Source organism: Myxococcus sp. CA051A (assembly GCF_013336705.1).
Lineage (GTDB): Bacteria > Myxococcota > Myxococcia > Myxococcales > Myxococcaceae > Myxococcus > Myxococcus llanfairpwllgwyngyllgogerychwyrndrobwllllantysiliogogogochensis.
Window position 1 is genome coordinate 526165 of record NZ_JABUMS010000007.1, and the last position, 12025, is coordinate 538189.

General features: G+C 68.1%; 10 protein-coding genes. 6 read left to right on the forward strand and 4 right to left on the reverse strand.

Going from position 1 to position 12025, the window contains the following annotated elements:
* Nucleotides 1-40 precede the first annotated feature (40 nt).
* A complete protein-coding gene (locus HUA74_RS22865; protein ID WP_174456203.1) occupies nucleotides 41-1387 on the forward strand; it encodes a hypothetical protein in 1347 nt (448 codons plus the stop codon).
* A gap of 156 nt (nucleotides 1388-1543) precedes the next feature.
* Here HUA74_RS22865 and HUA74_RS22870 read toward each other — a convergent pair whose 3' ends face one another.
* The 3 genes from HUA74_RS22870 to HUA74_RS22880 form a co-directional block, all read right to left on the reverse strand.
* Nucleotides 1544-2119 carry an imm11 family protein gene (locus HUA74_RS22870; protein WP_141647896.1) on the reverse strand — a complete coding sequence of 192 codons (576 nt, stop codon included), beginning with the start codon at nucleotides 2117-2119 and terminating at the stop codon, nucleotides 1544-1546.
* 19 nt (nucleotides 2120-2138) lie between these two features.
* A complete protein-coding gene (locus HUA74_RS22875; protein ID WP_174456204.1) occupies nucleotides 2139-3473 on the reverse strand; it encodes an AHH domain-containing protein in 1335 nt (444 codons plus the stop codon).
* A 293-nt stretch (nucleotides 3474-3766) separates the two neighbouring features.
* A complete protein-coding gene (locus tag HUA74_RS22880) occupies nucleotides 3767-5338 on the reverse strand; it encodes an LVIVD repeat-containing protein (protein ID WP_174456205.1) in 1572 nt (523 codons plus the stop codon).
* Nucleotides 5339-5629: 291 nt separating this feature from the next.
* Between HUA74_RS22880 and HUA74_RS22885 the strand changes: the two genes are divergently transcribed.
* The 3 genes from HUA74_RS22885 (at nucleotide 5630) to HUA74_RS22895 (ending at nucleotide 7890) form a co-directional block, all read left to right on the forward strand.
* Nucleotides 5630-6565 (forward strand): NAD(P)/FAD-dependent oxidoreductase, encoded by a 936-nt coding sequence (locus tag HUA74_RS22885; protein ID WP_174456206.1) that lies wholly within the window; start codon nucleotides 5630-5632, stop codon nucleotides 6563-6565.
* A 32-nt stretch (nucleotides 6566-6597) separates the two neighbouring features.
* A complete protein-coding gene (locus HUA74_RS22890; RefSeq protein WP_174456207.1) occupies nucleotides 6598-7482 on the forward strand; it encodes an AraC family transcriptional regulator in 885 nt (294 codons plus the stop codon).
* Between the two features lie 135 nt (nucleotides 7483-7617).
* The gene (locus HUA74_RS22895) at nucleotides 7618-7890 is read left to right on the forward strand and encodes a hypothetical protein (RefSeq protein ID WP_141647901.1); all 273 of its coding nucleotides are present in this window, start codon (nucleotides 7618-7620) and stop codon (nucleotides 7888-7890) included.
* Nucleotides 7891-7925: 35 nt separating this feature from the next.
* Here the strand turns inward: HUA74_RS22895 and HUA74_RS22900 are convergent, their stop codons facing one another.
* Nucleotides 7926-8831 (reverse strand): LysR family transcriptional regulator, encoded by a 906-nt coding sequence (locus HUA74_RS22900; RefSeq protein WP_174456208.1) that lies wholly within the window; start codon nucleotides 8829-8831, stop codon nucleotides 7926-7928.
* A gap of 76 nt (nucleotides 8832-8907) precedes the next feature.
* Here HUA74_RS22900 and HUA74_RS22905 point away from each other — a divergent pair, with 76 nt between their 5' ends.
* Nucleotides 8908-11151: a DPP IV N-terminal domain-containing protein gene (locus HUA74_RS22905; protein ID WP_174456209.1), complete on the forward strand. Its 2244-nt coding sequence runs from the start codon at nucleotides 8908-8910 to the stop codon at nucleotides 11149-11151.
* Between the two features lie 69 nt (nucleotides 11152-11220).
* Complete coding sequence (locus HUA74_RS22910; protein WP_174456210.1) at nucleotides 11221-11979, forward strand: hypothetical protein; 759 nt, start codon at nucleotides 11221-11223, stop codon at nucleotides 11977-11979.
* The last annotated feature ends 46 nt before the right edge of the window (nucleotides 11980-12025 follow it).

Below are 12025 nucleotides of genomic sequence, written 5' to 3' on the forward strand. Positions count from 1 at the left end.
AAGCTGAGAGCGAGGTCGCCGGTGTGGAGGTGCGGTTCCAATGAAGGTCCTGGAGTTCCATGAGCTGCGGGCGGAAGACGGTCTGCGACTGCTCGTCGACGGAGCCATCGACGAACGCGCCGCGCTCGAGCCACGGTTGGAGCCCCTCCTGAATGCACTCGAGGCGCATGCAGGCGAATGGATGCCGGACGTTGTCGAAGGAAAGCGGCGGCGGAAATACTCACGCGCCGCCATCTCGAAGTCGCTTGAGGAAGAGCGCGACGTCGGAAGTACATCCATCGGGCTTTATCGTACCCGGGCTCCAGCGCTGGATATGACGTTGAGCCTCGGCGGAACAACCTCGCCCGCCGAACTGGAAATCTCGGTGGCGCTCCAGCCGCTTTCTTTCTTTTCGGGGGCGGCGCGCTGCCAGGAGTTCATTGAGATGGTCCGAGCCTGGGCTCGGCACGTCCTGGTCACATACGCCATGGCTCATGGCATGGCGGATCGACAGCTCTCGGGGGCTCCCTACTTCGGTCGTGATGGAAGGACCTCGCGCAAGGATGGGTTCGACACGATTTATGAGGTGTTCTGGCTGAATGTCTTTGGACCGAAGCTGGTGGAGATGGTGGGTCGCGAGCGGATGCTCTCGACTCCCGCGCACCTCGTGGAGGAGCTGCCCAACGGCTCTGTCCTCCTGGTGCTGTGGCCCACCGCCGCCGATTTCGCCCGTGAGGAAGCGCGGGTCGTCCAGGCCCGTGCCCATGTCCACCTGCGGCCGGACCTCGACTTCGACACGGTGCTGAGCACGCTGAGAGAGCGCAGTGCCGCATTCGTACCCGTCGAGCCTCGCTTCCACCCTGACGTGGCGCCGTTCCTCTCGCGGCTGCCAGATGAGTTCTCCATCGGCGAGCGGCAACGGAAGATCGCCGAACTCAACGCCTTCCGGCCTCCATCGCCGGAGGAGTGGCTCCCAGCCGCCCTTCCCTCGGACGTGGAAAATCCGGAGCGTGTCCTCGCTGACTACGGAGTCCTGTCCGAAGGACTCGTGGCGGCGCTCCACACCCAGGTGCCGTCCATCATGGACGAGACGCCCGAGTCTCTCACGGACCTGGACTTCTACTTCTGGAGGGAGAATTTCCCCGAGCGGTACATGCGCGAACTCATCGACGGGCACACCGCACCGGCGCTAGGGGCCTACCTGGGTGAGCTGCTGGTGCGGCGATTGGGTGGGACGTGGGTGCCGCGCCAGAAGAGGGAAGAGTCCCAGGTGCGCGTGGGCCATCGCGTGTGGTTGCCCTTCCTCCGCGCCCGCCGGTACATGCAGTCCCGCCAGTCACTGCTGGACTACTCGCTCACGCAGCTTTTTGGAGAAGCAGCCAAGGGACAGGCTGGCGAGAATGCATGACCCAGCGCTCATGGGCGCTCATGTCGACCCGTTACCGCGAGAGGTTCCGGTTCGCATCCTTCTTGCTGGCCACGAGCCTGGCGCCGAGCAGGAGGAGGGCTCCAGGGCAGGGGGCTTCGACAGCGCCCTGGACCGCCTGGGGAGCCTCGCGGCTGCTCAGACTTCCTCGAACTTCGCTCCCGTGACTTTCGCGCGCTCCAGGGCCACCTTGATGTCCTCGGAGACGATGAGGGCGATCTCCCACCCCCAGGTGCGGAAGACCTTCGCACCGCCCACCTTCGTGCGGTCGATTCGCATCCCGTAGACGCTGCGGTACTGGCCGAGCTTGTCCGGCCGCTCATCCTCGGGTTTCCAATACAGTATCTCTTCCGAGGCCTCGTCATCGATGCATCGGATGAGCTTCGTGGCGACGAGTACGACATGCTGTTCCGGGCGACCTTCGACATCGACGGGTATCAATTGCACATCATCGGGCGCCAGCTCCGCGAAGAGGTTGGCCACTCGGACATGGACAACCGGAACTCTGCCAGCGCCTGCCGTACAGTAGTCCAACCACCTTCCAGGCTCGTCGATAGGAAACTTCAGGCGACTCGCAAGCTGGATGGGCTGTCCCTCGACGAACTGCCAGATGTCCTCGACCTCGTTGCCAGTCTCATCCAGGGGGTCTCCCAGGAACCAGTTCCCGGCCTGCACGTCTTCTCTGAGCTTGTAGTATCGAGACGGATTCTGCATGGTGGACTTCCTAGATTTCTCATGGGTCCCGAGTCAAAAGCCCGTGGATTTTGGTTCCTGGGGTCTGCGCTTCTCTTGCGAGCTTGCGTAGCTCAGTCGTGAGGGCTTTCCGGCACTCGTCCACCTTGCGGCACTTTCCCAAGGCCTGACTCAGCCGCTCTTCGACGTGCTCGTGATACTGCCTCGGATGCGGCCCCTTGTGACCCAGGACTTCGACAACATTCTCAGGGTCCTTCAACTTCATCCCTGCTCGTGCGAAGAGCTTCCTGAACCTTGGCGTCCAGGGCCCGCCGCGCACGGCGGAAATATCGTTCTTGTTCGTGGCGATGTGATGATTCTCGCTACGCCCGCTCCGGCTCGCCATGGCCACGGCGTTCGGCGCGAGCGCGATGGTGAACCCCTCCGCCGTCAAGGCGACCGAACTCACGCTGCCCACGGCCGCGTACTGGAAGCCCGCTTGGGACTCCACCGCGAGGGCCGCCTGGGCGGAGCCCGGCAACCCCACTGACTTCGTCGCCAACCCCGCCGTGTTCCCGATCGCCACCGTGGCCAGCAGGACGAAGACGCGCGCCGCGTTCTCTCCGAGCACCTCGCCGTACGCCTCACCCGCCGCCTGGAGTTGCTCGAAGCTCGTCGCCCGGTCCACTTCGCGCACCAGTGTCAGCCACCCGTCCAGCATGCTCCACACCGTGTCCACGCCCAGGTAGGCGATGAGGCAGGCCGTCAAGGTGGCCGCCACGCCTTTGCTCACCGGTTCGGGCAGCGACCACAAGAGCAGGTACATCGTCGCGGAGGCGGCGATGCCAGCGACGACTGCCTGGGGGTCCGTCATGCCCTCCAGTGCTTCGGCCGTCTCCTCCCACACCGAGTCCATGGCGATGGCCAGGGCCCAGGTGTACTTGCCATCGCTGGCCAACAGCGGGCCCTCGTCCAGCAGGCGCAAGCAGTCCCCAGGTCGGTCCTTCCGCTTGCACCACTGGCCGTAGGCGCGCGTCAGCGCCTCATCCGCATAATCCTCCAATAGCTGGGGACCGTCCGCGTCCTCTCCACGCTGGGGGATGAGTCGCGAGGACCCACGCTCATACCCATACACCCCACTCCGGGACGGAACGCCGAAGCGCTCCCGCGCGGCCTGCATGGGATTGAGAGAGTGAGGAACATCCCGCGCCAGCTCCGTGAGGGCCTCCTCGAATTCGTCGTCTTCGAGTTCGGCGGCACCCACTTCCGCGCCGGGCTCCTCGCGAGGAGTGACGAGGAAGGAGTCTTCCCCGGTCTCCAGCCGCACGACCCGACTCGTCGCGCAGCCCGTGAAGGCCGTCAACAGGAGCAGCGACACCACCCGGCGAAGCATCATGGTAGGCCCCCGGCAAGTGGCCCGCGGCGAGGCGGGCACACTCAGGCAGTACCAGACGACGCTGACAGGCGTACCCAGGCATACCCTGATCCCCTGGGGAGCAGCTCAGACTTCCTCGAACTTCGCCCCCGTGACTTTCGCGCGCTCCAAAGCCACCTTGATGTCCTCGACCTCGTTGCCCGCCTCATCCAGCGGGTCTCCCAGGAACCAGTTCCCAGCCTGCACGTCTTCTCTGAGCCTGAAGTATCGAGACGGATTCGGCATGGTGGACCTACGAGAGATGCGTGCTGTGTCTACTGAGGCGGCTCGGTCAGCACCAGCAATCCACGGGACGTATCCACGACATACACATAGCCATCTCCGGGCACCTGGAGCCCCGTGGCGCCCTCTTCCAGCGCGTCCCCGCGTCCCGGGTCCGTCTCGCGGAAGCTGTTGAAGTACGCCACCTCGCGCGGCTGTGTGGGATTGCTCACGTCCAGCACGCGCAACCCCTCCTGGTGATACGTCACGTACAGCCGCGAGCCGCGCAGCTCCAGCGCCCGCGGTGACACGACTCCGCGCAAGCCATACTCGCCAATCTTCACGATGTTGCGCGGCTCGCTGACATCCAGCGCGCGCAGCCGCGCCCCCACGCCCAGGCTGCTCTCGAACGCCACGATGCGCCCGCCGAACGTGCCCACCGCGCTCGCGCGACTGTTCGCATACGGGTACGTGTACCGCCCCAACAACTGGACCCCTCCGCCCGAGCGCGCGTCGACCACCTGCAGCCCGTCACGCAGATGGTTCACATAGAGGCGGCCCTCGTAGCTCACCGGGCCTCGCGACGAGGGGTTCTCCGCGATGCGTGAGCCGGAGACGATGTGCTGGAGCAGCCGGGGCTCGGAGGGCGTGGAGATGTCGAACATCAGCGTGCCCGCGGAGGGCTCCGTCCCCACCGCGTACAACCTGTCCCCATCCACGCTCACCAACCCGACGCTGACAGGCTTCTCCGGCACCCTGCGCACGAACACCGGCGCGGAGGGCTGGGAGATATCGAGCACCACCACGCCCGAGCTCGCGCTCGCGACATAGAGCACCCCGCCCTTGAACGTCGCGCCCCGCCAGTCCGAGTCCTCCGGAAGGCTCATCCGCGCCACGCGCACCGGCGCCTCGGGTTGGCTCACGTCGAAGACGGTGAGCCCCCCACGCTGTCCCTCCCGCTTCTGAGAGACGACATAGGCATGCTCACCGATGACCTGCACGTCCACGGGCATGCCCAGGTCCACCCAGCGCTCGGAGACCAGCTTCAGTCCGCCGGAGACCTCGTGCTCTCCCTTGAAGCGCGCCACGCGCTCGGCGCGGAAGGTCCCCGACTCCACCAACACGCCATCGCGACACCGCGAGAAGCAGCCCGTCAGCGCGCGCGGGCCCACCGCGTTGCAGCCCGCGAAGGTGAACAGTCCGTCCGGGGACTGGCTGGAGATGAGGAACGTCCGCGCGTCCCACACTCCGGCCACGGCGGTGGCTCCGAGGACCTGCTCGGGGACGCCCGTGGAGCTCAGCTTGAAGCCTCCGCCGAAAGGGGCGGCCCGAGCCGCCTGCGTGCCCCGCGCGTCGAAGCGCAGTTCGCTGCGGTACACCCCCTCGCGCTCCAGGGCCTCCAGCGAGCGACGTTTGCAGCCGGACAAGTCGAACGACTCCAGGCTGCCACAGGCCGCGTCGGCACCCTCCAGCACGTGACAGACGGACAAGGGGCCTGAGTCCATCCAGTCGCCCCGCTCCTCGAGCGGTGTGTAGCGTCCGTCCCACGGAGCGTCCTCCAAAGAGGAACAGCCGGACGCAGCGCAGGCGAGCAGGACCGTCAACGCGAGACGCGCGGGCTGCATCGCATACCTCCTGGGTGGGGAGCCGCACTCCGGCCTTGAGGCCCCTGACTCGCAGTGTAGGAACGCTGCTTCCCCTTCGGGAAGCCGACCCTTCGCACTTTTGGTCAACGGCGCACGTCCCGTGGCATGTGCCGACTGTTCCCACCTGCTCAAAGGGCGCCATACCTGGCCGGTCGTCCTCGTCGAGCGTCCGCCTGCTCGCCCGGGTCCGCTGCCCCCACCCGCCGATGCGCCGATTCCGCCCGAAGCCCCGCTCTCCCGCGAGGAATCGCCGGCGTTTAGTTCTTCACCATGAACGACATTCTCGCGAAGGACGTGGTGATTGTGGGCGGCGGCCCCGCGGGCCTGAGCGCCGCGCTGGTGCTGGGCCGTGGCCGCAAGAAGGTGCTGCTGTGCGACGCGGGTTCGCCCCGCAACGCGGCGGCCGAGCACATCCAGGGCTTCGTCACCCGCGACGGCACGCCCCCCTGGGAGTTCCGCGCCATCGGTCGGGAGCAGTTGCGTCCCTACGATGTCGACATTCGCGACGTGCGGGTGAGCGGCATCGAGCGCCTGGGTGACGCGCGCTTCCGCGTGACGCTGGAGGGCGGAGTCGTCGTGGAGTCCCGCCGCGTGCTGCTGGCCACGGGCATGGTGGACGTGCTGCCGGACCTGCCGGGCTACCGCGAGCTGTGGGGCAAGGCCGTCTTCCAGTGTCCCTACTGCCACGGCTGGGAAATCCAGGACAAGGCCTGGGGCGTGTTCGCGGGGCCCGAGGCGGAGCTGTACCTGGACTTCGCCCTCTTCCTGAAGGGCTGGTCGGCGGACGTCACGCTGTACACCCTGGGGGGCTTCCAGGTGTCGGCCGAGCGGCGCGCGCAGCTTCAGCGGGCCGAGGTGCGACTGGTGGAGGGACGGGTGCGGCGCCTCATCGCGTCCGCGGATGGGAACGCGCTGGAGGCGGTGGAGCTGGAGGACGGGACGCGCGTGCGGCAGGAGTACATCTTCACCCGACCGCCGCAGCGGCATGTGGCGCTGGTGGAGGGGCTGGGGCTCGCGCTGGACGAAATGGGCTTCGTGAAGGTGGACCCGATGCAGCAGACCTCCGTGCCCGGCATCTCCGCGGCGGGAGACCTCACCACGCGCTTGCAGGGCGCGCTGATAGCGGCGGCGGCCGGTGCGCAGTCCGCCTACGTGATGAACCACCAGCTCAACATGGAGGCGCTGGGCGCGGGCCACGCGAAGTGACGCCGGGTCGAGCCCCGCGCTACGAAGGCCCCATGGCCCCCGCACCCATCGAAGGACACAGCCACGCGTGGCCCGCAATCCAACGGGACTTCGAGGAGAAGCGGCGTCTCACCTGGGTAGGCCCGCAGCGGCCCCTGACCGCGCAGCACTCGCGGGCCCACTCCACGGTGCACTCGTACGCCGTGGTGATGCTGGTGCTGCGCGGGGAGACGAAGGTGCGGCACGCGGGCGACCTGGTGCTGCGCGCTGGGGACGTGCACCTCATTCCGCCCGGAGACGCGCATGGCCGCGAGCACTCGGATGCGGAGTGCATGGGGCTCGGCTTCTATCCGGAGGCGCTGTCCTCGGACGCGGAGGAGCGCGCGTCACGGCTGGGGCCGCTGCTGCGCGTGCGCGGCGGCTGTCACCCGGTGCTGCGGCCCACGCCCGTGCAGCGTCGGCGCCTGTTGCGGTGGATGCGGCTGATGGAGGAGGAGCAGACGCGACAGGAGCGGGGCAGTGACGAGGCCAGCCTCTCGCTGCTCCGGCTGGTGCTGGTGGAGCTGGAGCGGATGGCGTTCCCCGACGTCGTGCCGGAGTCCTCCTCGATGGGCCTGAGTCGCCGGGCCCTGACGTACATCGAGACCCACTGCCTGGAGCCGCTGTCGCTCGCGAAGGTGGCGCGGGAGCTGGGGCGCTCGGCGCCGCACGTCGCCGCCGTGGTGCGGCAGGAGGCGGGGCGCTCGGTGGGGGAGTGGATTCTCGAGTGCAGGATGGCCGAGGCGCGCAGCCGCCTGCGTCACACGGACGAGCGGGTGGACATCGTCGCGGACCGTGTGGGCTACGCGGATGTCACGCACTTCATCCGCCTCTTTCGCCGCGTGCACGGTGTGACACCTGCCGCATGGAGGAGGCGAATGGAGGCAGGAGTGCGCTGAACGGGTGTTCTCTATTTTGTTGCCCGTTTGAATTGACAGGAAACTGTCATCTCGGTAGTTCGTGCGCATGCCGACGCCGATGAGGGAATCGTCGGGAGCGAGCCGCTTCAGGCCCGCTCCCCGAGGCGCATTGTCGTGCCCACGCTTCAACGGGATGGGGGATTCGTGGTGGCGGTGCAGTGGACGGTGCCGCTGATGGCGACGCGAGCGAGACGAAGCAGACGGGGTGGCGAAGTGCGTCCGCTCTGGCGAGGGCCGCGCGAGGTGTCGACACCGCCGGAAGCAGGAGGAGCGCCACCGTTGCTCTGTCCCTTCTGGTTCAACCTGGGGCCGCAGGTGGCGGCGAACGACTCGGAGCCACCCGCGAGCACGAAGGCGCGACGGAGCAAGAAGCCCACACCGTCCTGAGCGGGGAGCCACGGCCGCGGGGCCCAAACCCCGCTTCAGTCCGAGGCGCCCCTGCCCGAGCGGGACACCGCTTCATGCGCGAGGACGCGGAAGTGCTGAGCGGCGGGTGAGGGCCGAGGCCCGGGGAAGGCCACCACCAGCTCCGCGTGGCCGGGAGCGCCGCTCAGGGGGCGGAACACGACGCCCTTGGGGCACAGGGCCTGGGAGGACGCGGGAGCGATGGTCAGTCCCAGCCCCGCCTCCACCATGCCGACGACGGAAGGCCACGAGCTGGCTTCCTGGAGGATGTTCGGAGAGAAGCCCGCGGCCAGGCACATGCTCGTCACCAGGTCATGCATGCCGGGCGCGGAGTGGCGGGGGAACAGCACGAAGGGTTCGCTCGCCAGCGAGGACAGCGCGATGACTTGCTGACGGGCGCGAGGGTGCCGTGCTGGCAGCGCGAGCACGAAGCGCTCCCGGAGCAGGCGCTCGACGGTGAGCCCCTCGTGACGGAAGGGCGCCCGGATGATGGCGATGTCCAGCTCCCCGGAGGTGAGCGCGGCGCCGACGTTCAGGGTCGCGCTGTCATCCAGCTCCAACTTCACTTTCGGGAAGCGCGTGCGGAAGCGCAGCACGATGTCCGGCAGGACGCCGAAGGACGACGACGCGGCGAAGCCGACGCGCAGCGTGCCCGTCTCTCCGCTCGCCGCCTGCTGCACGGAGTGGATGACATCTCCCCGTCGGGCCAGCAGCGCTCGCGCCTCCTCCAGCAGTCGAACTCCGGCGGCGGTGAGGGCCACGCGGCGGCTGGTGCGCGTGAGCAGCTCGACCCCTAGCTCGGTCTCCAGCCGGCGAATCTGCTGACTGAACGGCGGCTGGGCCATGCCGATGCGCGCGGCGGCGCGTCCGAAGTGCAGCTCCTCCGCCACCGCGACGAAGAGCTGGAGCTGACGGAATTCCATATCGAGACGTTAACCGTCTCAATGCGCCTCGAAAGATATATTGGTGGTGAAGAATGCCGTTTCCTACCATCGGTGCATGCGATTCCCCTGCGTTCCCCTGGGTCTGCTGCTCACGGCGTTGACGGGGGCTCCCGTCCTGGCGCTCGACGGTGAGTCACCTTCCGCTGACGCATCCGGACCCACGCCGGATGCGACGGTCCAGGCGAAGCTGGACCTGGCGAACCAGTTCAACCGTCGGGTGGAGCTCCTGCGCGACAGCCTCGTCCCGCCCAGGTGGCTGCGTGACCAAGACCGCCTGGTCTTCTGGTCCCGCGAGGGGAAGGACGGCGGGACGTGGGTGCTGGCGCACGCGAAGACGGGGGAGCTGAAGCCGCTCCTGTCGGGTGAGCAGCTGCGCGAGCAGCTCTCGGCGTTGCTGGGCAAGCCCGTCACGGCGCCTCGCTTCTTCGACGTCGCGCTCGCTCCGGATGAGCAGGGCATTGTCTTCCGGCTGGAGGGGAAGACCTTCGGCCTGGGGCTGACAGGTGGCCGCGTCACGTTGCTGTCGCCGGAGGACCGGGCCGCGCTGACGCTGTCTCCGGACCACTTCCTCGCGCCGCGCGGAGGAGCGCTCGCGGTGCAGCGCAAGGGCGGCTTCGCGGTGCTGGGCGCGGACGGTGCCACCGTGGTGGAGCGCGCGGGAGAGGAGCGCCTGGACTGGCGGATTGCTGAGCGCCCCTGGTCGCCGGATGGACGCTTCCTGGTGGTGTGGCGCGACGACCTGCGCGCCGTGCATCAGGTGCCCGTGGTGGACTACTCGGACGCGCTGGAGAAGGTGACGACGGTGCCGTACGCGAAGACGGGGACGCCGCTGCCGCGCTCGGAGCTGCATGTCGTGGAGGTGGCCACGGGCCGCGTGACGCGCATTCCTCCCGTAGAGGGCGAGACGTATGACTTTTTCGCGGGCTGGAACCCCGAGGGCACGGAGGCGCTGTGCCTCCACCTCTCTCGTGACGCGAAGCGCCTGGACCTCACCGCGGTGACACCGGGGACCGGACAGCGTCGGCACGTGCTGCGCGAGGAGCGTCCGGAGACCTTCGTCGCTGGCCTGGACTTCGCGGTGGGCGGCTGGGCGAAGCAGGTGACGGCGCTGCCGGGAGGACGTGGCTACCTCTGGATGTCGGAGCGCGATGGCTGGCGACATGTGTATGCGTATGACCGCGCGGGGAAGCTCCTGCGGCAGCTCACGCGCGGCGCTTTCCCCGTGCATGAAGTGGTGGGCGTGGCGCAACAGGGGGACGCCCTCTACGTGCTGGCCTCGGCCGAAAGCGGCGCGCCATACGAGCAGCTCTTCTACCGGGGCAGCCTGAAGGGTGGCGCATTGAAGCGGCTGTCCTCGGGCTCGGGGATGCACCGAATCACGCTGTCGCCCTCGGGCCAGCACTACGTGGACGCGTGGTCCTCCCGCGCGCAGCCCCGGCTGCGGGAGCTGGTGTCCATGGAGGGTGGCAAGCGCGTGCGCCTCACCACGGCGGACGCGAGTGAACTCGAGGCCCTCGGTGACGTGCGCCCGGAGCCGTTCATCGTCAAGGCCGCCGACGGCGTCACGCCCCTGCAGGGCGTGCTCTACAAGCCGCGCGACTTCGACCCCGCGAAGCGCTACCCGGTGCTCGCCTATATCTACGGCGGCCCATTCTTCAATCTGTTGCCATGGAGCTACATCGGAAACTCGATGTCGTTGACCGCCAGCGGCCTGGCGCAGCTCGGCTTCGTCACGGTGCTGGTGGACCCTCGCGGAGGACCTGGGCGGAGCAAGGCCTTCCAGGACGCGAACTATGGCTGCGTGGGCCAGACGGAGATTCCCGACTACGTGACGGGGTTGAAGCAGGCCGCGTCCACGCGTCCGTGGATGGACCTGGAGCGGGTGGGCCTCTACGGCCACTCCTGGGGTGGCTACTTCGCGCTGCGCGGCATGCTGACGGCGCCGGACTTCTTCAAGGCGGGGTATGCCGCGGCACCGGGGGCGCTGACGGAAGAGGCCATCATCAACGAGCCCTACCTCAACCTGCCGAGCGCCAATCCCCAGGGCTACGCGGTGGGTGACAACCTCCCGCTCGCGGGCAAGCTGAAGGGCCACCTGAGATTGATGCACGGCACCAGCGATGTGAATGCCACGCTCTCCGTGACGATGCGGATGGCGGACGCGCTCATCCGGGCGGGCAAGCACTTCGAACTGCTCATCATGCCCGGCGAGCCGCACTCCCCGCAGGGGGCCGCGGGTCGCTACTACCAGGACGACGTGGGTCTGTTCTTCCTCCGGACCCTGGGCGCGCCCCGGTGAAGCCTACTTTTGCCCACTTGAGCGCATATCGTCGCCCCAGGTGTCGGCGGAGCGACTAGACTCCGGACCGTGGCCAGACCCCGTCCGAAATGTCTGAACTGTGGCGCCCCCTTCCTCAAGGCGGTGGAGCGCGAGCCTCTCTGCACCCACTGCGGCGCGGAGAGGACCAAACCCACCGGCATCCCCCTTCAGCCAGGGTGGAAGGAAGTCCCCTCCGCGCAGCAGGAGGCGGCCAAACGGAATCACGCCGCGATGGTCGTGGCGGGCATCTTCTCGGTCTTCATGTTGCTCGGCGGGGTGGGCGTGGCGTTCCTGGTGTATGCGACGGAGCCCATTCCCGCGCGCGTGACGGAGCGGCCCAGGCCGCCGCCTCCCACGGTCACCCCGCCCCCCATTCCGCGGCCCCCGGAGCCCCCGCCCATCGTGACGCAGCCCCCGCTGCCGCCCATGGTGGAGAAGCCCATCAAGCGCCCGCCGCTGCCCAAGACGAATGAGGCGTGGGGCGCGGTCATGCTGAGCAAGCACCTGCGCGACTACGACTACTGCGGCAGGGAGGCCATCCTCCGCGACGGCGGCATCCCCCGGATTTTCCGGCTGCGGGCGCGGTTCGACGCGAACGGGGAGGGCGTCAAGGGGAAGGTGACCCCCGTGACCTCCGTGAAGATGTTGGATGCCTGCATCACGAACCGCACCAAGTACATCTACCTGGGCAAGCCGCCGGAGAAGCGCGAGTTCGCCGTGGAGATGACACTGTCCTTCGCGCACCTCCGCCCCAAGGGCAAACCCGAGACGCGTGATGACCAATGGAGCGACCTCAGCGGCGATTGAGCCGTAGCGCGCGCTCGGAAGTCGATGGTCTCGCCCGGTCCCCCTG

Excerpts from the sequence above, each read along its gene's own strand:
- HUA74_RS22865 (WP_174456203.1), top strand. The coding sequence starts at position 41 with ATGAAGGTCCTGGAGTTCCATGAGCTGCGGGCGGAAGACGGTCTGCGA.
- HUA74_RS22870 (WP_141647896.1), bottom strand. The coding sequence starts at position 2,119 with ATGCAGAATCCGTCTCGATACTACAAGCTCAGAGAAGACGTGCAGGCC.
- HUA74_RS22875 (WP_174456204.1), bottom strand. The coding sequence starts at position 3,473 with ATGATGCTTCGCCGGGTGGTGTCGCTGCTCCTGTTGACGGCCTTCACG.
- HUA74_RS22880 (WP_174456205.1), bottom strand. The coding sequence starts at position 5,338 with ATGCAGCCCGCGCGTCTCGCGTTGACGGTCCTGCTCGCCTGCGCTGCG.
- HUA74_RS22885 (WP_174456206.1), top strand. The coding sequence starts at position 5,630 with ATGAACGACATTCTCGCGAAGGACGTGGTGATTGTGGGCGGCGGCCCC.
- HUA74_RS22890 (WP_174456207.1), top strand. The coding sequence starts at position 6,598 with ATGGCCCCCGCACCCATCGAAGGACACAGCCACGCGTGGCCCGCAATC.
- HUA74_RS22900 (WP_174456208.1), bottom strand. The coding sequence starts at position 8,831 with ATGGAATTCCGTCAGCTCCAGCTCTTCGTCGCGGTGGCGGAGGAGCTG.
- HUA74_RS22905 (WP_174456209.1), top strand. The coding sequence starts at position 8,908 with ATGCGATTCCCCTGCGTTCCCCTGGGTCTGCTGCTCACGGCGTTGACG.